Genomic DNA, 25,157 nt, shown 5'->3' on the forward strand with positions numbered 1-25,157 from the left:
GCGGCGCCCTCAGGCCGCCCGGACGGCGCCCAGGAAGCTGTCGACCTGATGGCCGAGCCGCTCGGCCTGTCGGGTCAGGTCGCGCGCGGCCGCCAGCACCGTTTCGGCCGAGCGGGTCGTGTCGACCGCGCTCGACGTGACCACCGAGACGGTCTCGACCACCGTCGCCGTGCCGTCGGCCGCCGCCTGAACATTCTGAGAGATTTCGCCGGTCGCCGCGCTCTGCTGCTCGATCGCACCGGTCACTGCGGCGGTATAGGTCGAGACGTTGGCCATGGTGCCGGCGATCGTCTCGATCGCCTTAACGGCGGCTTCCGTCTCGGTCTGGATCGCGGCGATCTGCTGCGCGATCTCCTCGGTGGCGCGGGCCGTCTGGCCGGCGAGCGACTTCACCTCCGCCGCGACGACCGCGAAGCCGCGGCCGGCTTCGCCGGCGCGGGCCGCCTCGATGGTGGCATTGAGCGCGAGCAGGTTGGTCTGCTCGGCGATGTCGCGGATCAGCGAGACGACATTGCCGATGCGCGAGGCGGTCTCGGCCAGGGCCTTGACGCGCTGGTTGGCACCGCGCGCCGCCGCGTCGGCCTGGTTCACGACCTGGCCGGTCTGGCCGATCGTGGCGGCGATCTCGCTGATCGAGGTGGACAGTTCCTCCGAACAGGCGGCGACCGACTGGACGTTGCGCGAGGCGGCGCGCGAGGCGTCGCCCGCCCGGCCGGCCTCGCTGCTCGCGGAGGCCGCGAGCGCGGTCAGCTTCTGGGCGGTGGCCTCCATGGCGCGGGCATTGTCGCTGACGCCGCGGACCACGTCGCCGATCGAGGTCGAGAAGTCGCGCAGGAGGCCGTCGAGCGCCTTCTGGCGGCCCTGGCGGGCGTCGACCTCGCGCAGCGAGGCGGCCTCCAGGTCGCGCCGTTCGATGCCGTTGCGCCGGAACACCTCGACCGAATGCGCCATGGCGCCGATCTCGTCGCGACGGTTGACCGCCGGGACGGTGACTTCGTAGTCGCCCGCGGCGAGCCGAAGCATCAGCTCGTTGAGGGCCCGGATCGGCGTACCGAGATGACGGGCCAGCGCCATGGCGATGCCGCAGCCGACCAGCGCGACGACGATCAGCACGACGATCAGCATCCGGATGGCGTCGCGCTTGGCGGCCACGAAGGTGGAGGCGTCCATCGCGACCTCGATCGTCCCGAAGGCCTTGCCGGAATAGTTCTTGAGCGGGCCGGCCAGGACCGCGAAGGGACGACCGCCGATCTCGGCCATGCGCAGGCCGGTCGGTGCCGCGAGCGCCGCGATATGGGCTGCCGGATCGAGCAGGGTCTTCTCGGCGAAGGTCGCCCCCAGGGTCTGGATCTTGTCGTCGGCGATCACGTGCATGGCGATGTCGACGTGGTTGACGGCCTTCAGGTCGTTCAGGAACCGGTTCTCGAAGACCGAGCCGATGTCGATCACGCCGACGATGCGGCCGTCCTTCTTGGCCGGGACCGTGCCGAAGATGCTGATATTGTCGCGACCCGGCTCGATGCCGACGACACCCTTGCCGGTCTGCAGCGCGTCGCGCACGGTCACGCGCCGGGCGAGCACGCTGTCGCCGAAATTGTCCGGGGCATGGGAGCGGGCGAAATTGGTCCCGTCCGGCTTCTGGAAGCTGAACAGGCCGAGATTCAGCCGTTCGCGGTTGATCGCAAAGGCCGGCTTGACGACCTCGAGCAGCGCCTTGCGATCGTTCGCCGCGAAGGCATCGGCCAGACGCGGATCCTCGGACAGCGTCAGCGCCACACCGAGCGCGCGGTCGCCGCGCTCCATCATGGCGGCGATCACCGATTGATAGCGTTGCGTCAGCGCTTCCTCGATCGCCGTCCGGCTCAGCGCTTCCTGCTCGCGATAGCTGACGATGCCGATCGCCCCCGCGGCGGCCATCATGGCGGCCGCGACGCAGATCACCAGCTTGCCCCCGATGCTGCCCATTCCGAATCGACCAGCCCCCGCCATGAAGTCCTCCCCGAAGCGTTTCGAGCGGCATCCTGCGGCATGGGCGTAAATTTACGGTGTTTTCGCATATGTTTTCGGGATGCCGGGTCGGGTGCCCCGCCGGCGAATATGTCCGCGTGCCGATCGCGTCGCTTGCGGTGCGGCGGAAAAGCCACTATCCGATCGTCAGGCAACAAGGCGGGGCATAGCGCAGTCTGGTAGCGCGGGAGTTTTGGGTTTTCCCGGGCTGGATCGCTTAAACAATTCATATCATTGACGGATTATCTTTGCGGCGCGGGGCCGGTGGGAATTCTGGTGGGACTCGGCGTCGAGGGCTGCCAGGAGGTCGTCCTCGGTGACGTGGGCGTATCGGGCCGTCGTCTCGATGCGGGAGTGGCCGAGCAGTTTTTGCACCTGCTTCAGGTTCCCGGTGCGTCGCAACAAACGGGTTGCGCGCGTGTGGCGGGTGTCGTGGAACCGGAAATTCTCCAGGCCGGCATCGGCCTTGGCGCGGCGCCATTCCGACGACAGGCCCGATTCGGTGATCGGCAGGCAGGCGCCGGCGGTGCGGCCGTCGCGCGTGCGCTGCACCACATAGGTGAATACTGCCGTCTCGTGCCGGCCGCGCAGCGGCGACAGGATCGCCTGCATCAGGGTCGACAGCGGAACGGTATAGTCGCGCTCGCCCTTGCCGCGGATCCGGATGCGGCGGGCCTGCCAATCGATATCGGACCAAGTCAGCGCCAGGCAGCCGGCGAGGCGGACGCCGGAGGCGAGGGCGAAGCGGACGATGGCGTGATAGTCCGGCCGGAGCGACGCGAAGAGCCGCGCCTCCTCATCGGCGCCGAGCTCGCGCACGCGCTCCTGCGGCTCGCCGAGCACATGCTGCCGCCAGTCGATCGGCGCGACCTCCTCCTCCCAGACCTTGGCGGCCCGGTTGAGCACGCGCCGCAAGGGCTCGGTGCAGGATCGGTTGACGGTGGCCGGGGCGACGCCGTCGCCGCGCCTTCGGGCGACCAGGTCGGAGACGGTGCGATTGCCGATCGCGGCGAGCGGCGTGTCGGCGCCGATCCAGAGCGTCAGCCAGGCGAGGGCAGCCTCGCATTTCTGGCGGGCGCGGCGGCCGCGGTAGAGCGAGGCAACCTGCTCGACATAGAGCCGGCAAGCCTCGCCCCATGTCATGGGCGCGCGGGCGCGCCGCCGGGTCCGATCCAGGTCCGCTCGGACCTGGGCCTTGATGCGCTTTTCCTCGGCTTCGGCGTCGCGGCGGTTGGTCGCTTCGAGGCGGCCGGAAAAGCGACGACCGTCGGTCTGGAAATCGTAGCTGTAGCCCTCGCGCCCGGCGCGGCGATAGACGGACATGGCGGCTCCTGGCGCTTCCGGCGGGCGACGAATTCCGCGAGATCGGCGGGGTCGTAGGCCTTCTTGGGCCGCCGCCGCCCGCACCCGGTGATCACGTAGCGGATTTCACCGGACCGCACGAGCGCGCGCAAGGTGCGCACCGCAATGCCGAGGCGTGCCGCGGCCTCGGCCGGCGACAGAAGGGTCATCATGACGGAGGCGACTCCGGCTGATCGGGCGCGGCCAGGGCATCCATTGCCTCTTCGATCGAGACGTCGCCGCGAGCGTAAAGCTCGATGACCTCGGCCGCGTTGGACGACGGATCGCGCGCATACTCGGCCTCAGCGAGGCTCAGGAGATAGGCGCACTGGACCGCGTGCTCGGGCACGCAGGCGTACGAGCGGTAGACCAGAGGGCCGGCCAGCGCATCCCGCTCGGCCTCGATCGCTTTCGCTTTCGCGGCTGCCGGCGACGCCAGGACCGCCGCAACGATCTCGGTAACGTCCGGGCGATAGCCATTCAGCCGCCCGGCCAGCGCTGTCAGGAGCTTGGCCGGGCGCATGTCCTTGTCCCATCGCTCGAAGATTTCGTCGGCGATCGGCGGGATCAGCGCCAGGGCGGCATGCGCGGCGTCCCGTGCCTTCTCGGCCTCCGCGAGGCTGGCGCGGAGGGCGTCGATCGTGGCGTCTTTCTCGCGAACGATCTCCAGGTGAGCGTCACGCGAGGCGGCGTCGAAAGCCGCGACTGCCCCAACGGTAAAGTCCGGCTTGACGGTTGCAGCTTCATTCTCGGCGGCGAGGGTGCGGAGGGCCGCGTTGTGCGCATTCACGATTGCCCGTGCCTTTGCCTCGGGCAAATCAGTGACGTTGAGGATCAACGTCGGGCCGTCTTCCCGATCGTGGATGATGTCATCGGTACTCGGGCGCGGCGGCGCGTCGATAATGAACAGGCCGTCATTCATGGCGCCTAGGCGCCATTCCCGCAGCGCGGCGGGGCTCGTGTCGAGCGGGCTCATGCTGAGGCCTCCCAATAGGACATATCGCAATCGGCGCATTCCTCCGGGCCTTCCGACCTCTGGTCCTCGTCGTCCCAATAGGTCTGGGCCGTCTCCCGCGCGTACTCGGCAACGGACGTTCCGTCGGGGAACGTCTCTCCGGCCTCGGCGATCATGTGGGCCACGAAGCGCTCGATGAATTCTGACTGAGTCATAAAACCCTCCGGAAAGCCGTCGCCACGGCCATGGTGGCCATGATCAGGGCGATCGTGGCGATGACGCCAATGACGAGGCCGGCGTAGAAGCCGGATTGCTCCGTCCAGCCGGGCTCGGGCGTGACGGGCGGCACGGGCTCGACATCGGGGAGGGCCGGCGATCGGAGCTCGACGACGTCATAGTCGGCGAGATGGGACGACGGCGGCGCGAGCTGCGGCGGCGTGGATGCGGCCGGGTGGTGCTTGGACAGGCGGTGGCCATTCACGGACATCGGCATCTCCTCAGAACGGAATATCGTCGTCGAAGGGCGCGCCGCCGGCGGCGAGCGCGGCGGCGTTTCGGCTGGTCGTCTGGCCGGCTCCGGGCGCCGAACCGCCCCCGGTCGCAAGACCGGCAGCGGGGCGCGTGGTCTGGCGGCCGTAGTCGTCGGGGCTCGGGGCCGGGCGATCGGCGCGGTCGAGCAGCGTCAGGGTGGCGTGGAAGCCCTGCAGGACGACCTCGGTCGAGTAGCGCTTCTGGCCCTGCTGGTCCTCCCAGGAGCGGGTCTGCAGCTGGCCCTCGAGGTAGACCTTGGAGCCCTTGCGCAGATACTGCTCGGCGATCGCGCCGAGCTGCTCGTGGAAGATCACGACGCGGTGCCATTCGGTCTTCTCGCGGCGCTCGCCGGACTGCTTGTCGCGCCAGCCGTCGGAGGTCGCGACCGACAGGGTGATGACCTTGCGGCCATCCCGGGTCGTGCGCATCTCGGGGTCCTGGCCGAGATTGCCGATCAGGATGACCTTGTTGACGCTGCCGCTCATCGGCCCGGCTCCCGGCTCGTCTCCCGGCTCGGCGGCCAGGGGAATCCGTCCGGCAGGCCGGCGGTCCAGAGGCGCGGGGGCTCGTAGTCGGGATGCGGGCGGATGGCCGAGGTGACGGCCGCGACCGCATCGGCGGCGTCGATGCCGGCCGGCGTGCGCCCGAGGATCATGTCCCGCTTCAGGCCCTCCATCAGCTGGCGCAGCAGGCTGGGCGCAGCACCCTCGGTCAGGTCGGTCAGGGCATCGAGGAGGTCCTCGTCGAACCGGAACGGGGCGGCATAGCGCTTCAGGATGGCGTAGCGCTCGTCGTCGCCCGGCAGGTCGACGGTGATCTGCAGGCCGAACCGGCGCCACAGCGCCTCGTCGAGGGTGTCCGGCCGGTTGGTCGCCGCGATCATGATCGTCCGGCATTGCTCGACGCGGCGGAGCAGGACCGTCAGCATCGAGTTGCGTGCGGACACGGAGCCGCCGGGATCGGTGGCATTGGAGCGCTTGCCGCCGATCGCATCGATCTCGTCGAGGAACAGCAACACTTCAGAGCGGGATTGTTCCAACGCGCCGAACAGCTTGGCGACCTTGCCCTCGCTCTCGCCGAGATACATGCCGAGCAGGTTCTCGGCGCCCACAGCCAGCATCGGGATGCCGCGGCGGGCGGCGATGTGGTGGGCGAGCGTGGTCTTGCCGCAGCCGGGCGGGCCCTCCAGGAGGGCGGACAAACGCGGCTTGAGACCGGCCTGGGCGAGCGCGTCGCGCGCCTCGATCTCGGCCATCCAGTCGATCATCGCCCGGCGTACAGCCGGGGTCAGGATCGGTTCCTCGGCCTCGCCCGGCTCCAGGATGGTGCCGAGGTCGGCCGGCAGGGTGGCGCGCCGGAGCGGCGTCGGCGACATGGAGCGGGTCTCGCGCATCAGGCGTCGTCCTCGTCGGGGGTGGGCTCATCGGACGTGGAAGGCGGCCCGGCCTTGGTCGTGATGTCGGACTCTGCGGCCGGGGCGGGCGCTTCCGGTTCCGGCTTCGGCCGGCGGCGATCGGCCGGGCGGCGGAGATGAGCGGGGATGTCCATGCCGTCGGTGCCGCCGGCGGCACACCAGCCATTGTCCCAGACGAAGCGGCGGGGATCGCCCGCCAGGTAGGGATTGGCGAGCACATCGACGCCGGCGTGGAAGGCGTCCGCGCCCTGCTGCCGCGCCGCCGAGATCTCGTCGGCCGAGGGTGCCAGCGGCGTGCCGGCCATGGTCTCGGGCTGCCGGGTCTGGCCGGCGGCATGCGGCGCGTCATCGTCGCCGTCGGGCGATCCCGGATCCGGCGGCCCGGGATGGGGCTGGCCGGGCCGGCGCGACCGCTCGATCGCGTCGCGGGCGCCGGGCGACAGGCCGGGATCGGACCGGGCGCCGAAGTCGCCGAGGTCCATGCCCAGTGTGGCGGCATAGATCTCCGCGCTGGCGGCGACGGACTCGCGCTTGCGCCGCGCGGCCTCGTCCTCGCGTACCCGCTGCAGCACGGCCAGGAGGGCCTTCGGGTCGTAGCCGCGCGCCTTGATCTCGGCGAGCCGTTCGGACCTGCGTTCCTTGAGCGCATCGCGCTCGAGCTCGATGGCCAGGAGGGCATCGAGATGGTCGCGCAGCTCGTCGGCGGCGCGCTGGTTGGGATGAGGCACGTCAGAATCCTCCCGAGCGGGCGGCGGCCCAGAACAGGCCGACGGCGGAGGCGAGGCCGGCCAATAGGCTGGCGGCGGCGGGGTGATCGAGGCCGGCAAGCCAGCGGGGCATCGGGCGGTCACGCATGAGGGCGGACCTCCGGGTATCCGTCGTGGATCACGCCATCGAGCAGTCGGCCGGCGGCCTTCTTGCCGATGCGGTGCATGATGTGCACCCGCTCACCGTGGAAGCCGGAGCCTCCGGCAAGGTTCAGCACTCGGTTGCCGATCCGCTCATGCTTTGGGTAATCGGCTCTCCAGTCCGGATCGTCACGATCGCGATCCAGCACGGACACCCACTCGCCCCACTGTTTGAATAGGAACGGCGCGCCAGCCGCCGCGCACTGGTCCCGCAGCGAGCGCGCCCAATCCGGGTGCATGGGCCGCGCGCCGGGGCCGGACTCGCCGCCAGCGACGACCCAGTCGATTACCCGCAGCTGATCGATATCGAAGTCGATCCGCCCCAACAGCGGCTCTGCAGAGACCCATCGAAGAGCCGCGGGAGTGGCCCCCAAAATGCCGATCCTCTCATCGGCCCGTCGCTGATCCTCGATCGAGACACCGAGCCAGACGTTGGGGAGCGGGAAATCATCCGTAATCCACGGCTCGTACCCTGGAAACTTCCAAATTCCGTCTGGTTCCATGTTATCGACGACGTCTTGAATTCTGCCTCCAAGGTTTTCGGAAACATACTTGCGCATCCGCTCCGGCCGCTTCGTCAGCACCTGGAACGTGTGCTGGGGGCACAAAGCCATGACGGCGAAGACCCTGTCGATCCACTCGTCCGGCACCGCCTCGTGGAACAGGTCGGCGTGCGCGCAGACGAAGATCATGCGCGGCTTGGACCAGTGCAGCGGCTGGGTCAGCCACGGCTCCATGAACCGCACCTCACCGGTCCAGACCGGGCCGGCCTTGCTGTCGCGCGTCAGCCCGGCGCGGGACGGATGATGCTTCATCCGCGTGCCGGCGAGCCGCATCGCGTAGCAGTTCGTGCAGCCGGGCGAGACCACGCTGCAGCCGACGATCGGATTCCACGTGGCGTCGGTCCACTCGATGCCGGTCTTGTCAGCCATGGCGGCGGATCCTCTTCGGAGTGGGGCCGGGCGCCATGAAGCGGGCGATGGCCTCCTCCTCCTCCAGGCACTGGGCCGCCATTGCCAGACGGCGGGCCTCGGCGCGGGCGATCGGGGTGCGGGCGATGCCGCCGAGCAGCTCGGCGGCGGCGCGCGGGGTCAGGCGGCGGGCGCGGGCATAGGCGCGGGAGCGCGCCCGGGCATCGAGCGTGCGGCCGGCATGCCATCGGGTGATCGCATCCTCGCGTTCCAACGGCTTCGGCATGCGGCCGAACCGCGCGATCACGGCGCCGGCGGCAAAACTGCGGCTCGCCTGGGTGCGCCGGCGGCCGCCCGGGCCGGCGAAGGGGCCGGCCAGGGTGCCGTCGGGGCGGACCTGCTCGATCAGGATCACGTCGACCGACGCGACGCGCCGGGCGGTCGGCGGGAGAGAGACCAGGGCATAGCCGTGATGGGTGGCGGGGTCGGTCATTCGCGGCCCTCCCGGATCACGACGGACGCGACCGCGAGCGCGGCGATCGCCTCGCTCAGCAGGTCGACGGCCTGCGGGCGGGCGCCGGCAAAGGCCATCTGGTCGGCCTCGCGGATCGCCGCCACGGCGTCGCCAAGCGGGTAGCCGGGGCCGACCATGCGGGCGATGGCGAGCGTCGTCGGCGCGGTGCGCCCGAGCATCGCCACGGTCTCGCGCCGGGCCTCCTCCAGGATGCCGGCCAGCAGGGCGGCGTCGCCGGCCGCGGGGTCGGCACCGGCATCGGCCGGCGCGGCATCCAGGGCCGCGACATGGGCGGCCGCCTCGGCGGCGAGCGCGTCGGCGACAAACACAGTCCCGGTCTCGCTCACGGCTGCGTCTCCTGGGCAGGCAGAATGAGGGCGGCGATGCCGAAGACGATTGCGCCGAAGGCGAGGGCGCCGGTAGCCGGCGCGGAAAACAGGCTGGCGAGCATGGGTGGCTCCGGGGTTCGGGGTGCGGAGTGACGGCCCGGTGCTGCCGACCTGATGGGCCGGCAGGGCGAGGCGGTCAGCCTCAGGCGGTGACGTGCTTGACCGCCCACATGACGGCCTCTTCGATCTTCGTCTTCGCGACCGAAATCTCTCGACTGTTGCCGAGCGAAGCGAGGAAGTCATGAAAGGCGAGGCCGTCGTCCTTGATCTTCTGCATCGTAGCTTTCTCGGGCTCGGAAAGGGCCCGGTAGGCGTGACGCATCACGTTGTTGACGGTGCGCTCGTCCGAACTGCTATCGACGACTTTGGTCATGCTGGTCTCCATTCGGGTTGACGGCCCGGTGCTGCCGGCGGGTCCGGATGCCATCGGCATCCGCCGGCAGAGCGAGGCGGTCAGGTGCAGGCCGGGGGTGACGCCAGGATGCTGCCGATCATCCAGAGGCCGGTCGCGGCGCCGGCGATCGACAGCCAGAAGGCGAGGGTGATGATGCGGTCGATCAGGATCGGGCTCATGCCGCTGGCCCTCCGCCGGGAGGGGCGAGGCGCATGGCGCGGATGACGCCGGCGTCGGCGACTTCGGTCGCGGCGCGCAGCACGGCGGCGATCTGGTGCTGTGGCATCTGGTCGGTAAGCGCCAGGCCGATAGCCAGCGCGACGCGCGCGAACAGCCGCTCGGCTGGGCCGTCCAGCATGCCGGCCATGGTGTCCGGGTCGACGGGCGTGCTCACGGGCGCCTCCCGAAGTCGGTGGCGACGGGGGTGATGGCGAGCGTCTGGCCGATGATCTTGCGGCGGGCGCCGGACTGGGCCTCGACGAAGCGGTCGAGATACTTGGCGTGCTCGTGCAGCACGGACGCCGTCTCGGCGACCGTCAGGGTGTCGAGCGCGATGCGGATCGCGCGGGTCAGCGCCTCGACGGCATCACTGACCGGCTGCAGCGGATCGACGGGGTCGGGTTTCGGGCAGGCGGGCATGGGGTCCTCCAGTCGCCGTGGGGCGATGGGGGAGGATCGTACTGCGGCACTTGTACCGCGTCAATGGGATATTGCGGTACTAATGCCGAATGACAGATACACGCAATGCGCTAAATTTTAGCATTGATGAATTTCAGGGGGCGATAATGCGGATATTGGTTGCGGGGATTGCGCTTGCGTTAGGCGGGTGCGCCACCATCACACGCGGCACCGAAGAAATTGTCATGTTCCAGTCGGACCCGCCTGGCGCATTGGTGCGCACTTCGATCGGGCTTGGCTGTCCGGAAACGCCGTGTGGGTTCACTGTGGCGCGCAAGTTGCCGTTCGTCGCGACGCTGTCGAAACCGGGGTACAAGGACCAGACTGTCGAAGTGATTTCGGAAATGTCGGTAAACGGCGGGGCAGGACTGGCCGGCAACGTTTTGTTCGGCGGGGTGATCGGCATAGGTACCGATGCCGCAACCGGTGCGACGCTTGATCACAAGCCCAATCCGGTGAGCGTCGTGCTTGAGCCGGTCGCCCCGCCGGTGTCACCACCGCCGCTCAAGCCCAGCGGCAAGAAGCTGGGCAAAAGCCCGGAGGCTGGCACATGAGCGCCATCGGGGGATTGGGGATGATCGCCGGTGTCCTGATGCTGATTCGTGGGTTCAGTATCGAGGGACAAGCCGTTGGGGGCATTCATCAAGTGTTCGGAGCGGTTTATGTGTGCAGTGGTGTCACGGTGTTTGTTTTAGGCGCCATCCTGATCACGCTTGCCGGTATTCGAGACAACCGGCCGTCATGACTTGATCACGGCGGCGAAGACGCGGCCCACGAAACTAACCCCGTCCGCAATTGAATTTTCCAGGCGGATCGGCGCCTGAAAGGCTGGGTCATCCGATTCCGGGACCAGCCAGATCGATCCGTCGGCCCGACGCAAGACGGTCTTCAATGTGCTTTCAATAGCGCCGTCCGCTTTCTGCCGCTCGACATGGTAGCGCCGCCCCGGGATCAGATCCTCGCGGCGGTCAAATCGGCGTTCCAACAGGATGATGCTACCGGACGGATAGAGCCGGTTCATGGATTCGCCGACGAGCTCAGCTGCGTACGCCTCGATGCCCCGCGGCACCATGCGCTCCGGCAGCAGCAGATCGTCCAAACCGGTGACCTCGTCGGCAGCGTGCTCTGCCCACACGCCAGCCTGCAGCCGTGCACGGAAAGGGACCCGCACCATGCCTAGCGGCAGGGCCGCCATGGCCGGCGCCTCGGCGTCGTCGTCGCCGAGAATCCATTCCGTCGTCTTGCCGATGAGCGAGCCAAGCCTTGAGAGATCTGGCTCTTTCGGCATGTACGACCGACCGCGCTTCATGTTGCGCACGGCGTCGGCGCTACGGCCGTCGGTGATGGTCAGCGATGCCCGGCGGTCGGAGAGCTTCAGGCGCTTCAGCTCGCGGGCGACTCGATCATAGGGCGTTTCCTTCATAGGCGGTAGGGATACCGCGGCATGAGGGTTGCCGCGATCGGCAAGAGTGCCGTTGACAAGCGCGGTACAAGTGCCGCATGTTGGCGACATGTCCATTTTCACCACTCACATCGTGACGCTTGGCGACCGTTTCGCGGAAGCGACCGGGAGAAGCCGCGCGACGGTTTCGACGCTGGTCCTGAATGACGGGAAGCGGTTGGAGGCGTTGGCGAACGGCAAGGACATCGGCGGCCGTCGGTACGAGGCTGCCATGGCGTGGTTTGCTGCCCACTGGCCGGCCGGGGCCGAATGGCCGGCCGGCGTGCCGCGGCCCGCGCCGCAGGCAAGCGAACCTGAGGCCGCCGCATGAACACCCCGCTGGCCTGCGCGGCGACCGCGCGTCTCCTGAAATCCCCCGGCGGTTCCTCTCCCGCCGGGCGCCGCGGCGCCTTGACCGCGCTGCGCGAGCCCCGGCCGGTCGCCCCGGACAGGCCGGCCGGGGCTGGGTGCCTCGATCTTCGCGGCGGCACGGCCGCCGGCCTGGGCGGGAGGGTGTGACATGGCGGCGAGCGTGATCGTCTCCGGCCAGCGCCTGCTCGGATACGGCCGGCTCGGCCAGATGAAGGATTTCATGGCTCCGGCCGCGGATGGCGACTGGCTGCCGGAGGCGAAGCACCGCGCGGCCTGCCTGGCGCGGTGGATGAGCGAGCAGGACATGGCGGCGCGGCCCCCGGTGCGGTCCGACCCGAACCGTTTCGGGCCGGCGCCACCCTGACGTCGCGGTCCGCCCCCCGTCCAGGCAATTCCCCCGATTCTTCTTGCGCTTCCGGAGCGGCACATGTCCCGACCTTTCGATGCCCGCCACCACCGCCTGAAGGCCGCGACGCGCGACCTGGTCGACCTCTGCGGCGGCGGCGAGCGCACGGCGGCGCTGGCCGGCGTGACGGCCGGGCAGGTCAGTCGGTGGAAGGGGGCGCATCACGGCGACCTGATCCCGCTGGCCGCCGTGATGGTTTTGGAGGCGGAGTGCGGCGAGGCGCCGGTTTCGGCGGTGCTGGCCGGGGCGACCGGGCGGTCGCTGACCGGGCCGGCGGCTGGCGACGACGACGCGGCCGGGCTGTTCGGCCTGCAGGCGCGGGTGCTCGAGCAGGTCGGCCGGCTGGTCGGCGAATTCGCCCAGGCGACCGCGGACGGCCGCGTGACGCCGGCCGAGGCCGAGCAGATGGACCGCGGCGCCGCCGAGATCGACCGCACCATGGCGTCCTTCCGCGAGGCGCTGGCCGGCGTGAAGGCCGGACGGGCGCGGCTGGTCGGGGAGGGGCGGTGATGAGCATGCACGAACGAGTTCTGGCCTGGCTTTCGCGCCGGGTCGCCGAAACGAGATCGCCGGATGTCGTGATCGGCGGGGTGGAGAGCCCCTATCTGCTGCGCTGGTGGCTGATCCCGCGCAATCCGGTCTGCAACCTCTATCTGCACCTGTTCCTGCGCTCGGATGACGACCGGGCGCTGCACGATCATCCGTGGTGGAACGTCTCCTGGCTGCTCAAGGGCGCCTATACGGAACACACGATCGCGGCCGGCGGGGTTCATATGCGCACCGTACGGGAGGCGGGCGCCGTGAAGGCGCGGCGGGCCGGGACGGCACACCGGATCGAACTGCATGCCGGGCCGTGCTGGACCCTGTTCGTGACCGGGCCGCGCCTCAGGGACTGGGGCTTTCATTGCCCGCAGGGCTGGCGCCACTGGCGCGACTTCACCAATCCGCTCGACGGCGGGCGCACGGTCGGCCGCGGCTGCGCCGATGACGACAGGGGCGGGGCCGCCTCCCCGACGGGGGCCGGCCATGACCATTGAGAATTCGGGCGCTGGCCCGGGTCCGCGTCGGCCGGCTGCCGACAGTTGCGTGATGGAGCGGCCGGAGACGGTCGCCTCCCTGTCTCCTGTCCCGATGCCCAACTCCCCGGGCGGCGTGCCGTCCGGGGGCTTTTTGGGGGCGGATGATGCGGCGGGCATTGCCCGCTGCCCCTGCTGCGGCGGGCCGGTGACGGCGGACGAGCTGCTGATCGACGCGATGCGCGGGCGGATCGCGCGCGGCGGTTTCGAGACGCGGGTGACGCGCATGGAGGCGGCGGTGTTGTCCGCGCTCTCCGCCGTGCGGCCGGGCGTGCTGACCAAGGAAGCCTTCTACGACCGGCTCTATGGCGACCGGGCCGACGGCGGCCCGGGCACCAAGGTGCTGGACGTGATGGTCTGCAAGCTGCGGCCGAAGCTGACCGCGATCGGGCTGCGCATCGAGACCCATTGGGGCCGGGGCTATGCGCTGGTCGACGGCGCCGGGCCTTCGCGGGCCGCGGAGGGGGTGGCGGTGCGCGAGTTGCGCTTCGCCGGCACCCGGCACGACGCGACGGTGCGCGCGCTGCTGGCGCGCGGTCTGAAGCGGCAGGCGATCGCCCAGCGCTGCGGGATCTCCTACGCGACGGCCGAGAAGATCATCGCCCGGGTGCGGGCGGCCGAGGCGCCGGCGGCGCCGGACGGCAGGGGGGCGGCGTGATGCGCAGGATGTCGCTCTGGGATGCGATGGATTCGGCGGCTCGGGCCGGCGCGGTGCGCAGCCGGCTGGCGCGCGGGCTCGGTCAAGACGCGGTGGCGGCGGAGCTGGGCATTTCGCGCCAGACCGTGTCGCGCTGGGCGGGCCTCGGCTGCGGCGCGCGCGAGGCGCCCCGGCTGGAGGTGGCCGCGCTGGTGCCGGGCGATCTGGCGGCGCGCAATGCGGAGGTCGTGCGGCTGGCGGGGCGCGGCGCCTCGGGGCCGCAGATCGCCGCGGCGCTCGGCATGACGCCGAGCGCGGTCTCGGGCGTGCTGCACCGGGCGCGCGAGAAGGGCGACCGCGACGCACGCTGCCGGGCCGGCCGGTTCGGCGTGACGGTCGACCCGGCCGTCCGCGACGCGGTGCTGGCCGGCGTGCGCGCCGGGCATTCGCTCGGCCGGATCGCGGCCGCTGTGGGTAAGTCGAAGGGCAAGGTGCGCGGCATCGTCGACCGGCATTGGCCGGCGGACGAGCCGCGGCCGCAGCTTGCCGACGGTTTCGGCCGGATCCTGCCGCGGCGGGCGGAGGCCGGATCGGCTTTGCGACCGGCTGTGGGGCGGGCCTCGGGTGCGCGGGCGGTGCGGCGGGCGCCGGAGCCGCCGGCGGCCGGCACCGTGGTGGCGCTGATCGACCGGCGCCGCGACCAGTGCGCCTATCCGACGGACACGCGCGACGCGGCCGGGCTGATGCAGGTCTGCGGCGGGGCGATCGAGGATGGCGGCGCCTGGTGCGCCTGGCACCGGCGGATCGTCTACGTCTCGCCGGCCGACCGGGCGCGCGAGGCGGCGGCCCGGGAGGCTGCCGTCGCGCAGGCGATCGGCGTGGCGCAAGCCGCCGGGGGGGCGGCATGAGCGGCGTTTCAACCGCAGTGGTATCGGCCTCGTCCGGCGGGACGGCGGCGGAGTATGACGCCGCGATCGCGGCCTTGCGGCGGCAATGGCTGGCCGAGCGGGCGCCCGGCGAGACGGCCGCCGACTGGCTGCGGCGGACGGGGCGCTGGCCGGGGGCGCGCGCATGACCGAGACCCAGGCGCTGGCCGCCCTCGTGCTGTGGCGGGCGGGCTTCGACACGGCCGACATTGCCGGGCTCCTGGGCCTCGGCGAGCCCTTGGTGGCGCGGACGCTGTCCGCGGCGCGGGCTGTGGCGAGCGGGCGCGGGTCCGTGTCGGCCGCCGGGGCGGGAGGCTGAGCGATGCGCTATTCCGATGCGGCGCTGGAGCGGCTGCGCGCCGACAACCCGGTCGACGACGTGGTCGGGCGGCTCGGCGGCAGCCTGCGCCGGTCCGGGCGCGACCTGGTCGGCGCCTGCCCGATCTGCGGCGGCGGCAAGCGCGCGACGCGCTTTGCCGTCAAGCCGGACGGGCAATGGGTCTGCGCGGTCTGCCCGGACGGCGGCGACGTGATCGGGCTCGTTTCGAAGGTGCTGGGGCTCGATTTTCCGGCAGCCTGCGGCTGGCTCGGCGGCCAGCCGGATGCGGCGACCGACGCGCGCGCGGCCGCCGTGCTGGCCGCGCGGGCGGCGGAGCGGCAGGCCGCGGCGGCCGAGCGCGCGGCGGAGGCGGAGGCTTTTCGCGAGCGCGAGCGGCGGCGGCTGTGGAAGGTCTATTGCGGGGCGGCGCCGGGGGTCGGCTCGCCGGTCGAGGCGCTGTTCGCGGCGCGCGGGCACGCGGTCGACACGGTGCGGCTGGCGCGGCTGCGCTACCTCGCCGAGGCGCCGTATTTCCTCGGCGAGGAAGGCGATCCGGAAAGCCCGAAACCGGGCGCCGTGAAGCCGCGCGTGATCCATGTCGGGCCGGCCGCGATCGCGCCGATTCTCAGGCCGGACGGGCGCTTCGGCGGGCTGCACTACACCTGGTTCGACCTGGACCGCGCGCCGAAATGCAAGGCGGCGATTCACGATCCGGAGACGGGCGAGATGCTCGTCGACAAGAAGGTCCGGGGCTCCAAGCAGGGCGGCTATATCGAGCTGGTGCGGGTGCCGGCGCCGCGCGCGATGGTGGCCGGCGAGGGCCTGATGACCGTCTCGGCCGTGCGCACGGCCTATCTGCGGGCCGGCCGGCCGCTTGCCGGCGTGGCGTTCCGGGTCGGCGTGGATCTCGGCAACCTCGCCGGCAAGGCGGCGGCCACGATCGCGCATCCGAGCGAGAAGACGCCGACCGGCCGGGCGCGGCGCGTGCCGGGGCCGGAGCCGGATTTCGACAGCCCGGCGATGCCGGTGCCCGACAGCGTGACCGACCTGCGCCTGCTCGGCGACGGCGACAGCGACCCTTTTCTGACGCGTGCCGCAATGGCGCGATGCGAGGCTCGGCACCGCCGGCCGGGGCGGCGGGTGGTGACGGTCTGGCCGCCCGACGTGCGGGATGGGGGGCGGGATGGGGGCCGGGATTTCGACGACATGGTGCGGGGGGGATGATGCTCGATCTATCGGCACTTCTGCCGTCGGTGCCGCAGGTGGCGGTGGTCTCGCGCCGCGAGTTTCGCGGGCGGGCGATCCGCTTCGTGACGGACTGGCGCGAGCCGGCCGATCCGCCCTGGGTCGTGCAGGACGATCTGATGGCGGCCTTCGGGGTGGCTCTGGAGGATGTGATCAAGCGGATCGCACTCGCCGCGCTGCTGCGCGGGGTGGTGACCGACGAACGGGCGGTGGTCGGTCGGCTGGTCATGCCGGTCATCGCCGACGGCTGGCCGGTCGCCGTCATGCCCTTCTGGGTCGGCCTGCCGATCGCCCGCGCCACGGGCTTCGGCGATGCCGCCTGGATCCGGCTCGCCGCGGCGGCCTGGATGGACGTGCATCAGGACATGGTCCGCCGCCGCGCGGTGCCGCTGGAGGTGGTGTGATGGAGAGGGTCGATCTGGCCGACAGCCGCGTGACGCTCTATCGCGCCGACAGCCTGGCGCTGCTGCTCGATATCGAGGGCATCGATCACGTGGTCACGGATCCGCCCTACAGCTCCGGCGGTGCCTTTCGGGGCGACCGCATGGGGCGGACGGCGACCAAATATCAGTCGACCGAGCATCGCGGCCGCTACCTGGATTTTTCGGGCGACAACCGAGACCAGCGATCCTTCGCGCATTGGTCAGCGCTTTGGCTGAGTGCCGCACTTCAGATCACGCGCCCCGGCGGCCTCTGCCTCGTCTTCACGGACTGGCGTCAGCTCCCCTCGACCACCGACGCGTTGCAGGCCGGCGGTTGGGTCTGGCGCGGGATTGTCGGCTGGGACAAGACCGAGGCGGCGCGGCCGCAGCGCGGGCGCTTCCGGAGCCAGCTGGAATATGTCGTTTGGGGCTCGAATGGTGTCCTGGCCGACGAAGGCCCCTGCGCGCCCGGCGTGTTCCGCGAAAGCGTCTTCGGGGCGGACCGCCAGCACATGGCCGGCAAGCCGGTCGGCTTGATGGGCGAGCTGTTGCAGCTCGCCAAGCCTGGCGAGGTCATCCTCGATCCGTTCATGGGCGCGGGCACGACCGGGGTGGCGGCGCTTCGTCGCGGCTGCCGCTTCGTCGGCGTCGAACTCGATCGAGACCTGTTCGCGATCGCGCGGCAGCGGATCGAAGAGGCGGCTAGGCAGCCCGATTTCTTCGTGCGCCCGACGGCGCCGGTCCAATCCTCGATCTTCGATGGAGACACATGATGGCGACCGCGGCGATCGACGTGGAGATCCGGCATTTCCATCTGTTCTGCGGCCTCGGCGGCGGGGCGCGCGGCTTCAATCGCGGCGCGGCGCGGGTGGGCAGCCTGCGGGCGCGCTTCCGCTGTCTCGGCGGCATCGACGTCGATCCGGCGTCGGCGCGGGACTTCCGGCGCCTGGCCGGGGTGCCGGCGACGGTCGTCGACCTGTTCGACCGCGACCAGTATCGCGCCTTCCACGGCCGCGAGCCGGGGCCGGACTGGCGCGAGGCCGGGGCCGAGGACATCCGCCAAGCGGCAGGCGGCGAGCGGCCGCACATCGTGTTTCTGTCCGCCCCCTGCAAGGGCTTCTCGGGCCTGCTCTCCGAGGCGAACAGCCGGTCGGAGAAGTACCAGGCGCTCAACCGGCTGACGCTGCGCGGCGTCTGGCTGATGCTGGAGGCCTGGGCGGACGATCCGCCCGAGCTGGTCGTGTTCGAAAACGTGCCGCGGATCGCCGTCCGGGGGCGGGCGCTCATCGACCGCATCGTCGCGCTGCTGCGCGCCTATGGCTATGCCACGGCCGAGACGACGCATGACTGCGGCGTGATCGGCGGCCTGGCGCAGTCGCGCAAGCGCTTCCTGCTGGTCGCTCGGCACCGGGCCAAGGTGCCGCCGTTCCTGTACGAGCCGGCGGTGCACCGCTTGCGCGGGGTCGGCGAGGTCATCGGCCGCCTGCCGATGCCCGGCAGTCTCGGCCTGGACGGCTTGCCGGCCGGCGGCCCGATGCACCGGATGCCGTCGCTGCAGTGGCGGACCTGGGTGCGGCTCGCCTTCGTCGAGGCGGGCCAGGACTGGCGCTCGCTCAACCGCCTCGCCGTCGAGGGTGGCATGCTGCGCGACTTCGCGATCGCGCCGGAGACGGGAGGCCGGTCTGGGGTGATGGGCGTGCGGCCGTGGGATGCACCGTCGGGCACAGTCGCCGGACAAAACCTGCCGACGAACGGGGCCTTCGCGGTGGCCGATCCGCGCGCGCCTGAGGGTGCCGATCGGCCGAGCTATGGCGTCGGCGGGTGGGGCGAGCCTGCGGGCACCATCACCTCGGCGCGCTCGCCCGGCCAGGGTCGATTCGCGGTGGCCGATCCGAGATCGGTGGCCGATCCGAGATCGGTGGCCGATCCGAGATCGGGTTGCGATCCGCGGCCCGGGGCGGCGCCGCGGGACGGCGGCGGCAAGTATCGGGTGACGGGTTTCGGCGAGGCGGCCGGCACGGTGATCGCCGCATCGACGACGGGGCAGGGCGCCTTTGCGGTGGCCGATCCGCGGCGACCGGAGGGGCGCGGCGAATACGGGCAATATGGCGTCAAGGGCTGGGAAGAGGTCGGGCCGGCGGTGACCGGACATGCCGCCGCCGGCGCCGGGCGCTTTGCGGTCGCGGATCCGCGAACGGGCTTCGGACCGGGGGCGCATCGCAACAAGTACAAGGTCGTCGCCTTCGACGCGGCGGCGGGGGCGATCACGGGATCGGATCGGGTTGGATCTGGCGCGTTGTCGGTCGCGGATCCTCGGCCGGCGGCGCTCGGCCGCGACGGGCGCGAGGGCTATGTCAGCCAGGGTCACTATGGCGTGGTGCCGTGGCAGGCCACCGCCGGCGCCGTGACGGCGGCGGGCCAGCACGACAATGGCCGCTTCTCGGTTGCCGATCCGAGATCGGTTGCCGATTACGGAAGCCCGGTCGAGGGCACGCCGGAGTGCCTGCCGCAGCCGGACGACCGCCTCGTCGCGGTGATCCGGGCGCTCGACGGCACCTGGCACCGGCCGTTCACGACGCTGGAACTGGCTGCGCTGCAGAGCCTCGTCGACCCTGAGGAGACGCTCGAGCTCGACGGTCTGTCGGATTCCGCCTGGCGCGAGCGGATCGGCAATGCCGTGCCGCCGGCCGCCGCCGAGGCGATCGCCGGCGTGATGGGGCGCACGCTGCTGCTCGCCTGGTCGGGCGAGACCTTCGTGCTGTCGGCCGAACCGATCTGGGTTCGGCCGGTGGCGGTGGCCCTGACCTTGGAGGCGCCATGAGCCGCGAACGACTGCCCAACTGCCGGCCGTGCGAAACGATCGACGTCGTCCATGGCGGCATCGTCTACACGGCCGGGATCGGACGCTACGACGACGGGCGCATCGCCGAGGTGTTTCTGAATGCCGCCAAGAGCGGCACGGCCGTGCAGGCGATCGCGCATGATTCCGCGGTGCTGATCTCCTTCGCGCTGCAATACGGCGCGCCGGTCGAGGCTATGCGGGCCGCGCTCGCGCGCGATGCCGACGGGGCGGCGACCGGGCCGGTCGGCGCGCTGCTCGACCTTCTGGCGGAGGGCGACCGATGACCGTCCGGCGGGAAGCCGAAACCCGGGCGCGCCGGCTCGCGGCGGCGGTGAGCCTGCGCGAGCGGCTGGAGCATCTCGGCATACGGGCGGCGTGCGACACGCCCTCGGCTTCGGACCTGGATCGGTCCGAGGACCTGGATCCGGAGCCGCAGCGCAGGCTGCGCGACTGGCTGTTGGTTGCGAATGTCGGCAGCGGCCCGGAGCCGGCCGGGACGGATGCGCCCCCGCCGGATCATGGTCAGGACCGTGATTGCGCATGTGGCGAGAACGACCGGCATCGACGCGACGCTGCTCGCCTCCGAGGCGCGCAGCCGGCCGATCGCCCAGGCGCGGCATCTCGCCATGTATCTCGCCCGGGCACTGTGCGGCGCGAGCTACGCGCAGATCGGCGAGCGCCTGGGCGGCCGCGATCACACGACGGCGCATCACGGCGTTCACGCCGCCATGCGGCGCTTCGGGCTGCCACGGCCCGAGCAGCTGCCGCGCGCCGTGGCCCTTCGACTCCTTCTTGACGGCCCGCCCGATCTGGCGGCCGAACACCTGGTGCAGCATGGACGATGACGATCAGAACGCCCGCGCCATCGTGGCGCGGGTCGACGGCGACGTGCCGCTCGGCGCGGCCTCGGCGGAAGACGAAGATGGGGCGGGCCATGAAGGGGCCGACTCCCATGGCGGCGACGGCGACGACGAGGCGGAAGGCGGCGATCCGCACGACGCGGGCGACGACGAGCCGCCGGCGGGCTTCGATCCGGCCGACCCGGCGCTGACCGAATGTGCGAGCCAGCCGATGAACGACATCGGCAACGGGCGGCGGCTGCTGCGTCGGCACGGCCGGATCTGCGCTATGTGCTGCGCATCGGCTGGGCGTGTTCGACGGACGCCGCTTTTGCCGAGGATATCGACGGGGCGCTGATCCGGCCGCGGGCGCATGCGACCTCGGAAATGATCGGCTTGGAGGCCTTCGTGCTGGGGCCGACCAAGGCCGAGGGCGAGGCGATCGCGGCGGCGGAGACGGCCGTCGGCACCATCGAGGCGCTGCGCATGGAGAGCGTGGCGCTCGACGATGAGGACATCTCGGCGACCGAGCGCAAGCGGCGGCGCGTGCGGCTTTCGGCCGAGATCGCGGCCCTGCGCCGTGTGGTGGCGCGCGGGCCAGGCGGCCGTGAAGCGCATGCAGGGACGGCGGGCGAAGCGGCGCAGCTTCGGCATCGCCTCGGGCAATGCCGGCAAGCTCGACGCCATGATCGGCGAGGCCGTGCCGGCGCGCGCGATCGCGCTCGATGCCTTCGATTCGAATGCCATGAGCTTCAACGTGCTCAACGGCACGCTGCATTTCACGGCCGTCGAGGTCGAGGATCCAGATTGTCCGGACCCGGACGTGGTGCGGATGAAACGGGAATGGCGCGCCGAGCTGAGGCCGCATGCGCGCGCCGACCTGATCTCCAAGCTGGCGCCGGTCAACTGGGACCCGGCGGCGGAATGCCCGGTGTTCGATCGCTTTCTGGCGCGCATCCTGCCGGACGATCCGGTGCAGGGCGATGCGCTGCGGGCCTTCATGCTGCGGTCGCTCGGCCTGGCGCTGACCGGACTGACCACGGAACAATGTTTCTGGCTGCTCTATGGCGGCGGCCAGAACGGCAAATCGACCCTGATCGACATCGTCGCCCAGGTGCTCGGCGACTACGCCTGCACGGTGCCGGTGATGAGCCTGGTCAATGACCAGCCCCGGGCCGCAGGCCAGCCGACGCCGGACCTCAACCCGATCGCCGGTGCCCGCTTCGTGCGGTCGAGCGAGCCCAAGGAAGGATTGCCGCTCGACGAAAGCCTGATCAAGGGCTTGACCGGCGGCGAGCCGATCATGCTGCGGCGTCTCAACCAGGAGGCGACCGAGGTACGGCCGAAGTTCAAGCTGTTCATCAGCGTCAATCACAAGCCGGAGATCCGGGGCGATGACGAGGGCATCTGGCGGCGGGTGCGGCTGGTGCCGTTCCGCGTCCATATCCCGCGGGAGGAACGCGACCTCGACCTGCCGCGCAAGCTGGAAGCCGAGATGCCGGGCATCCTGCGGCGCCTGGTCGAGGGTCTGCTCGACTATCTGCAGAATGGAGGCCTGAGGCCACCGCCCGACGTGGTCGAGGCGACCGAGGCCTATCGCAAGGGTGAGGACGATCTCGGCTCGTTCATCACCGCGGCCGTCGACATCACGCGGCGCGAGGCGGACGAAGAGATGCCGGGCGGGCTCTATGCCGCCTACAAGGTTTGGGCAGAGCGGGAGGCGCGGCCCGTGATGGGCAAGGCCCGGTTCACCCGGCGATTGCCCGAGACGGCGGAGCGGTTCGGCTTCGAGCGCGTGAAGTCGTCGACCTCGCTCTATCGCGGCATCCGCGTGCGCCCCGAATTCTTCACGCCGGACCGGCCGGGTGCCTTCCCGTCGGCCCGTGGCGACGACGACTGAGCCCCTGCGACCCCCTGCGCCGGTTCCGCATGGGAGGATTGGGAGGATTGGGAGGCAAGCGGCGGGGCGGGCCGGCGGGGGTGCGGGGGCACGGGGACGCGCCGTTTTAGGGTCGAATTGGGAGGCATGGGAGGATTGGGAGGCCTCGCGCGCGTTTCACACGAGGGGTGTTGGGGATGATGCGAGGGCCGGCGATGAAGAGAGGATGAGTGCTTATGTATGACGTAGTTTTATCCTCCCAATCCTCCCAATCCTCCCATAAGGAATAAATAGATGAATGAATACTGGTGGTTAGCGGATCGGGTCGGAATGGAAACCAGCATTCTCGCTGCCTCCCGTGGCTCCCGATCCTCCCAAACGGTTTTCGGGCGATGGAGATCGACGATGACGGACTGGTATGCGCTGACGGTGCGGGGCGGGCAGGAACTGGCGGTCGCCGGGCAAGAGGGTGGGCTGCCGAGGTATGGGATCGAGAGCTATCTGCCGATCGAGCGGCGTGAGGTGAGGGTGCGGCACGTCAAGGGCGTGCAGCGGGTCGAGCGGCCGTTGCTGCCTGGCTATGTGTTCGCCGCCCTTGCGCCCTCTGACTGGGCGCTGTTGCCGCGGATCGCTGCCGTGCGGGGCGTGGTGGTGGTCGGGGATGCCCCGGTGCGGGTGCGGCTGGCCGATCTGGAGCGGATGCGACGGATCGAGCAGGAGGTGGCTGAGCAGAGGGGGCGGCCCGGGGGTCGGGTCGTGCTGGTTCGTGGCACGCGCGTGGAGATTGTCGGGACGGCAATGGACGGGTGGGCAGGCACCGTCGCCAACGACGCTGGCACTGGGGCTGGGCGCGTGCTGATCGATTTTGGGTTGCGCGCGGTCGCGGTGCCCCTTGACGCGGTTAAGCGGATCGCTTAACACGGATTCAGGACAAGCGTAGCTGATCTGCTGGCAGTCGTTCGACCGAGCCGCAAGCGCGCCCCAGGGCACCAAGACCAAGGTCTGCCGGTGCCCGCGCTGGCAGCCTATTGCCACATCGCACCCACAGCAGTGACTTTTGTGCATCATACAGGCCTCCGCAGGGCCAATGACGCGCGCGCAACGGGTCCCTCCCAGACCAAACCGTATGCGGGAAAGCGGAGTGCGGGGGTGGGCAGAGAGAGGCTGAAGCGAAGCCTAAAGAGCCCTAAAGCGATGATGGGAAACGGGTTTAGGGTCCTGGTATGGACGGCACCATTGAGCGCAAGGGGGAGTTCGCGCGGCGGATCAATGTGACGCCGGCGCGGATTTCGCAGCTGATCGCCGAGGGGAAGCTGTCCGGTGCGGCGCTGGTCGGCGAGGGGCGGGAACAGCGGGTGGTCGTCGCAGAAGCCATCCGGCAGATCCGGACGACGCGAGACCCAAGCCAGGGCTACGGCCTCAACGGCATCACCACCCGCCTCGACGACCCGCCGCCCGTGGCGGCCGCCCCTGGACCGGCACCGTCGACACCGACGCCTTCGCCACCTGGCACGACCGAGCCGGCCCGTGACTCGGTCGAGGAAAAGATCAAGGCCGAGAAGCTCCGCCAGGCGGAGCTGACGACCCAGCGCCTCGAGCGCGAGGATGCGGCGGCCAAGGGCCTCTACATGAGAGCCTCCGATGCCGCCGAAGAGGCGGCCCGCATCGCGGCCGGCATGCTCAAGATCTTCGAGGGCGCCTTGCCCGACTTCGCCGGCGCCATCGCCGGCCGCTTTGCCCTCGCCCCGCGCGACGTGTTGCACGAGCTCCGAACCGAGTTCCGCCGGGTCCGCGAGCGCGCCTCCCGCGACGAAGCCGCGGCGGCCGACGCCGAACCCGAGTATCTCCCCGCCGGGCCGGAGCGCCGTCCCGACGCCTGACCGCCGGGCCCCATGCCGACGCTGCTCGCCAACCCCCGCCGGATCGCCCGGCGCGCCATGGCCGACGCCTGGGCCCCGCCGCCGCCCGTCGACCTGGTCGGCTGGGCGATCCGGAATATCGAGTTCTCCGAACGCGAGTCGCCCTATCCGGGCCCCTACAACCCGGACCTGTTCCCTTACTTCCAGGAGATCCTGCGTGCCCTCGGCGCCGACGATCCCTGCCGGATCGTCACCCTCGCCAAGTCGGCACAGCTCGGCGGCACGGTGCTCGCCAACGTGTTCACGCTCGGCACCGCCGATCTCGACCCGGGGGGTTTCCTCTATGTCCACCCGACCGAGGGCAATGCCCGGCGGTGGAGCAAGCTGAAGCTGGCGCCGATGCTGCGCGGATCGACCGCGCTGCGCCGCCTCTTCCCGGAGAAATCCCGCGACGGCGCGGATTCGGTCCTGTTCAAGGAACGGGCCGACGGCCGCGGCTCGATCCTGATCTCGGGCGCCAACAGCCCGTCGAGCCTCAGCCAAGTCTCGATGAAACGCCAGGTCCAGGACGACCTGGCCAAGTGGGAAGCGAATTCCGCCGGCGACCCGGAAGGCCAGGCCGACAGCCGCAGCCAGGCCTTCGAATTCGCAAAGATCTTCAAGAACTCGACGCCTCTGGTCGCTGCCCGGCTGCCGCATCACCCGCAACTTTGAGGCCGGCAGCCAGGAGCGCTACCACGTCCCCTGTCCCCATTGCGGCACCCTGCAGGCGCTTGAGTGGGAACAGTTCCAGGTCGACGAGGAGCATCCCGAGCGGTCGGCCTTTCTGTGCATCTCCGCCGACTGCGGCGC

Annotated in this window: 36 protein-coding genes and 2 pseudogenes; 21 read left to right on the top strand and 17 right to left on the bottom strand. The window is 70.7% G+C overall.

Features of this window, described 5'->3' with window-relative positions:
- Nucleotides 1–9: 9 nt before the first annotated feature.
- The 16 genes and pseudogenes from ABB55_RS29350 to ABB55_RS27670 form a co-directional block, all read right to left on the bottom strand.
- Nucleotides 10–1,965, bottom strand: a complete 1,956-nt coding sequence (locus ABB55_RS29350) for a methyl-accepting chemotaxis protein (protein ID WP_160321331.1) — start codon at nt 1,963–1,965, stop codon at nt 10–12.
- Between the two features lie 273 nt (nt 1,966–2,238).
- The gene (locus ABB55_RS27610; RefSeq protein WP_054361703.1) at nt 2,239–3,330 is read right to left on the bottom strand and encodes a tyrosine-type recombinase/integrase; all 1,092 of its coding nucleotides are present in this window, start codon (nt 3,328–3,330) and stop codon (nt 2,239–2,241) included.
- A gap of 29 nt (nt 3,331–3,359) precedes the next feature.
- A pseudogene (locus ABB55_RS31350) lies at nt 3,360–3,521 on the bottom strand (helix-turn-helix domain-containing protein); the annotation flags it as partial.
- Nucleotides 3,518–4,324, bottom strand: a complete 807-nt coding sequence (locus ABB55_RS27615) for a hypothetical protein (protein WP_054361704.1) — start codon at nt 4,322–4,324, stop codon at nt 3,518–3,520. The pseudogene ABB55_RS31350 and the gene ABB55_RS27615, both read right to left, overlap by 4 nt.
- Nucleotides 4,321–4,518: a hypothetical protein gene (locus ABB55_RS27620; RefSeq protein WP_054361705.1), complete on the bottom strand. Its 198-nt coding sequence runs from the start codon at nt 4,516–4,518 to the stop codon at nt 4,321–4,323. Before ABB55_RS27620 ends, ABB55_RS27615 begins: the two co-directional genes overlap by 4 nt.
- The gene (locus ABB55_RS27625; protein WP_054361706.1) at nt 4,515–4,790 is read right to left on the bottom strand and encodes a hypothetical protein; all 276 of its coding nucleotides are present in this window, start codon (nt 4,788–4,790) and stop codon (nt 4,515–4,517) included. Before ABB55_RS27625 ends, ABB55_RS27620 begins: the two co-directional genes overlap by 4 nt.
- Nucleotides 4,791–4,800: 10 nt before the next feature.
- Nucleotides 4,801–5,319 (bottom strand): single-stranded DNA-binding protein, encoded by a 519-nt coding sequence (gene ssb, locus ABB55_RS27630; RefSeq protein WP_054361707.1) that lies wholly within the window; start codon nt 5,317–5,319, stop codon nt 4,801–4,803.
- A complete protein-coding gene (locus tag ABB55_RS27635; protein WP_054361708.1) occupies nt 5,316–6,227 on the bottom strand; it encodes an ATP-binding protein in 912 nt (303 codons plus the stop codon). The genes ssb and ABB55_RS27635 overlap by 4 nt, the downstream gene beginning before the upstream one ends.
- Nucleotides 6,227–6,976 (bottom strand): GapR family DNA-binding domain-containing protein, encoded by a 750-nt coding sequence (locus ABB55_RS27640; RefSeq protein ID WP_054361709.1) that lies wholly within the window; start codon nt 6,974–6,976, stop codon nt 6,227–6,229. The genes ABB55_RS27635 and ABB55_RS27640 overlap by 1 nt, the downstream gene beginning before the upstream one ends.
- A gap of 1 nt (nt 6,977) precedes the next feature.
- Nucleotides 6,978–7,103, bottom strand: a complete 126-nt coding sequence (locus ABB55_RS31190) for a hypothetical protein (protein ID WP_276326417.1) — start codon at nt 7,101–7,103, stop codon at nt 6,978–6,980.
- Nucleotides 7,096–8,088 (bottom strand): phage Gp37/Gp68 family protein, encoded by a 993-nt coding sequence (locus tag ABB55_RS27645; RefSeq protein WP_054361710.1) that lies wholly within the window; start codon nt 8,086–8,088, stop codon nt 7,096–7,098. The genes ABB55_RS31190 and ABB55_RS27645 overlap by 8 nt, the downstream gene beginning before the upstream one ends.
- Nucleotides 8,081–8,560, bottom strand: coding sequence for a hypothetical protein (locus tag ABB55_RS27650; protein ID WP_054361711.1), 480 nt, complete (start codon nt 8,558–8,560; stop codon nt 8,081–8,083). Before ABB55_RS27650 ends, ABB55_RS27645 begins: the two co-directional genes overlap by 8 nt.
- On the bottom strand, nt 8,557–8,928 hold the full coding sequence (locus ABB55_RS27655) for a hypothetical protein (protein ID WP_054361712.1): 372 nt from the start codon (nt 8,926–8,928) through the stop codon (nt 8,557–8,559). The genes ABB55_RS27650 and ABB55_RS27655 overlap by 4 nt, the downstream gene beginning before the upstream one ends.
- A 184-nt stretch (nt 8,929–9,112) precedes the next feature.
- Nucleotides 9,113–9,343 (bottom strand): Acb2/Tad1 domain-containing protein, encoded by a 231-nt coding sequence (locus ABB55_RS27660; protein WP_054362338.1) that lies wholly within the window; start codon nt 9,341–9,343, stop codon nt 9,113–9,115.
- A 196-nt stretch (nt 9,344–9,539) separates the two neighbouring features.
- Nucleotides 9,540–9,758 carry a hypothetical protein gene (locus ABB55_RS27665; protein ID WP_054361713.1) on the bottom strand — a complete coding sequence of 73 codons (219 nt, stop codon included), beginning with the start codon at nt 9,756–9,758 and terminating at the stop codon, nt 9,540–9,542.
- Entirely contained in the window at nt 9,755–10,003 is a 249-nt protein-coding gene (locus ABB55_RS27670) for a hypothetical protein (protein ID WP_054361714.1), read from the bottom strand. Before ABB55_RS27670 ends, ABB55_RS27665 begins: the two co-directional genes overlap by 4 nt.
- 89 nt (nt 10,004–10,092) lie before the next feature.
- Between ABB55_RS27670 and ABB55_RS29365 the strand changes: the two genes are divergently transcribed.
- Both ABB55_RS29365 and ABB55_RS27675 read left to right on the top strand, forming a co-directional pair.
- Nucleotides 10,093–10,596 (top strand): translation initiation factor 2, encoded by a 504-nt coding sequence (locus ABB55_RS29365; RefSeq protein WP_244472137.1) that lies wholly within the window; start codon nt 10,093–10,095, stop codon nt 10,594–10,596.
- Complete coding sequence (locus tag ABB55_RS27675; RefSeq protein ID WP_054361715.1) at nt 10,593–10,787, top strand: hypothetical protein; 195 nt, start codon at nt 10,593–10,595, stop codon at nt 10,785–10,787. The genes ABB55_RS29365 and ABB55_RS27675 overlap by 4 nt, the downstream gene beginning before the upstream one ends.
- Here the strand turns inward: ABB55_RS27675 and ABB55_RS27680 are convergent.
- Complete coding sequence (locus ABB55_RS27680; RefSeq protein ID WP_054361716.1) at nt 10,782–11,465, bottom strand: S24 family peptidase; 684 nt, start codon at nt 11,463–11,465, stop codon at nt 10,782–10,784. The genes ABB55_RS27675 and ABB55_RS27680 overlap by 6 nt on opposite strands.
- Before the next feature lie 88 nt (nt 11,466–11,553).
- Here ABB55_RS27680 and ABB55_RS27685 point away from each other — a divergent pair, with 88 nt between their 5' ends.
- From ABB55_RS27685 to ABB55_RS31240, 19 genes and pseudogenes are all read left to right on the top strand, one after another.
- A complete protein-coding gene (locus ABB55_RS27685; protein ID WP_054361717.1) occupies nt 11,554–11,814 on the top strand; it encodes a hypothetical protein in 261 nt (86 codons plus the stop codon).
- 189 nt (nt 11,815–12,003) lie between these two features.
- The gene (locus tag ABB55_RS27690; RefSeq protein ID WP_054361718.1) at nt 12,004–12,219 is read left to right on the top strand and encodes a hypothetical protein; all 216 of its coding nucleotides are present in this window, start codon (nt 12,004–12,006) and stop codon (nt 12,217–12,219) included.
- Between the two features lie 63 nt (nt 12,220–12,282).
- Nucleotides 12,283–12,771 (top strand): hypothetical protein, encoded by a 489-nt coding sequence (locus ABB55_RS27695; protein ID WP_054361719.1) that lies wholly within the window; start codon nt 12,283–12,285, stop codon nt 12,769–12,771.
- Nucleotides 12,771–13,298 carry a hypothetical protein gene (locus tag ABB55_RS27700; protein ID WP_152982221.1) on the top strand — a complete coding sequence of 176 codons (528 nt, stop codon included), beginning with the start codon at nt 12,771–12,773 and terminating at the stop codon, nt 13,296–13,298. The genes ABB55_RS27695 and ABB55_RS27700 overlap by 1 nt, the downstream gene beginning before the upstream one ends.
- 187 nt (nt 13,299–13,485) lie before the next feature.
- On the top strand, nt 13,486–13,995 hold the full coding sequence (locus ABB55_RS27705; protein ID WP_200912076.1) for a winged helix-turn-helix domain-containing protein: 510 nt from the start codon (nt 13,486–13,488) through the stop codon (nt 13,993–13,995).
- Nucleotides 13,996–14,003: 8 nt separating this feature from the next.
- Entirely contained in the window at nt 14,004–14,882 is an 879-nt protein-coding gene (locus tag ABB55_RS30080; RefSeq protein ID WP_152982222.1) for an XRE family transcriptional regulator, read from the top strand.
- The gene (locus ABB55_RS30560; RefSeq protein WP_160321333.1) at nt 14,879–15,049 is read left to right on the top strand and encodes a hypothetical protein; all 171 of its coding nucleotides are present in this window, start codon (nt 14,879–14,881) and stop codon (nt 15,047–15,049) included. Before ABB55_RS30080 ends, ABB55_RS30560 begins: the two co-directional genes overlap by 4 nt.
- Nucleotides 15,046–15,219, top strand: a complete 174-nt coding sequence (locus ABB55_RS30690; RefSeq protein ID WP_200912077.1) for a hypothetical protein — start codon at nt 15,046–15,048, stop codon at nt 15,217–15,219. The genes ABB55_RS30560 and ABB55_RS30690 overlap by 4 nt, the downstream gene beginning before the upstream one ends.
- Nucleotides 15,220–15,222: 3 nt before the next feature.
- Nucleotides 15,223–16,443, top strand: a complete 1,221-nt coding sequence (locus ABB55_RS31195; RefSeq protein ID WP_054361723.1) for a CHC2 zinc finger domain-containing protein — start codon at nt 15,223–15,225, stop codon at nt 16,441–16,443.
- Entirely contained in the window at nt 16,443–16,868 is a 426-nt protein-coding gene (locus ABB55_RS27725) for a hypothetical protein (RefSeq protein ID WP_152982223.1), read from the top strand. The genes ABB55_RS31195 and ABB55_RS27725 overlap by 1 nt, the downstream gene beginning before the upstream one ends.
- Nucleotides 16,868–17,659, top strand: coding sequence for a DNA-methyltransferase (locus tag ABB55_RS27730; RefSeq protein ID WP_054361725.1), 792 nt, complete (start codon nt 16,868–16,870; stop codon nt 17,657–17,659). The genes ABB55_RS27725 and ABB55_RS27730 overlap by 1 nt, the downstream gene beginning before the upstream one ends.
- Nucleotides 17,656–19,707, top strand: coding sequence for a DNA cytosine methyltransferase (locus ABB55_RS27735; protein WP_244472138.1), 2,052 nt, complete (start codon nt 17,656–17,658; stop codon nt 19,705–19,707). The genes ABB55_RS27730 and ABB55_RS27735 overlap by 4 nt, the downstream gene beginning before the upstream one ends.
- A complete protein-coding gene (locus ABB55_RS27740) occupies nt 19,704–20,012 on the top strand; it encodes a TSCPD domain-containing protein (protein ID WP_054361727.1) in 309 nt (102 codons plus the stop codon). Before ABB55_RS27735 ends, ABB55_RS27740 begins: the two co-directional genes overlap by 4 nt.
- 234 nt (nt 20,013–20,246) lie before the next feature.
- On the top strand, nt 20,247–20,573 hold the full coding sequence (locus tag ABB55_RS27745; protein WP_210168263.1) for a helix-turn-helix domain-containing protein: 327 nt from the start codon (nt 20,247–20,249) through the stop codon (nt 20,571–20,573).
- Complete coding sequence (locus ABB55_RS30565) at nt 20,563–20,925, top strand: hypothetical protein (RefSeq protein WP_054361729.1); 363 nt, start codon at nt 20,563–20,565, stop codon at nt 20,923–20,925. Before ABB55_RS27745 ends, ABB55_RS30565 begins: the two co-directional genes overlap by 11 nt.
- A gap of 258 nt (nt 20,926–21,183) precedes the next feature.
- Nucleotides 21,184–22,467 carry a DNA primase family protein gene (locus ABB55_RS27755; protein WP_244472209.1) on the top strand — a complete coding sequence of 428 codons (1,284 nt, stop codon included), beginning with the start codon at nt 21,184–21,186 and terminating at the stop codon, nt 22,465–22,467.
- 384 nt (nt 22,468–22,851) lie between these two features.
- Nucleotides 22,852–23,364 (top strand): transcription termination/antitermination protein NusG, encoded by a 513-nt coding sequence (nusG, locus tag ABB55_RS27760; RefSeq protein WP_054361731.1) that lies wholly within the window; start codon nt 22,852–22,854, stop codon nt 23,362–23,364.
- Nucleotides 23,365–23,669: 305 nt separating this feature from the next.
- Nucleotides 23,670–24,326: a hypothetical protein gene (locus tag ABB55_RS27765; RefSeq protein WP_054361732.1), complete on the top strand. Its 657-nt coding sequence runs from the start codon at nt 23,670–23,672 to the stop codon at nt 24,324–24,326.
- Between the two features lie 57 nt (nt 24,327–24,383).
- Nucleotides 24,384–25,146, top strand: a pseudogene (locus ABB55_RS31240) (phage terminase large subunit family protein); the annotation flags it as partial.
- Between the last annotated feature and the right edge of the window lie 11 nt (nt 25,147–25,157).

Origin of the sequence: Prosthecodimorpha hirschii, assembly GCF_001305515.1 — a bacterium.
In the GTDB taxonomy this organism is placed as follows: Bacteria; Pseudomonadota; Alphaproteobacteria; order Rhizobiales; family Ancalomicrobiaceae; genus Prosthecodimorpha; species Prosthecodimorpha hirschii.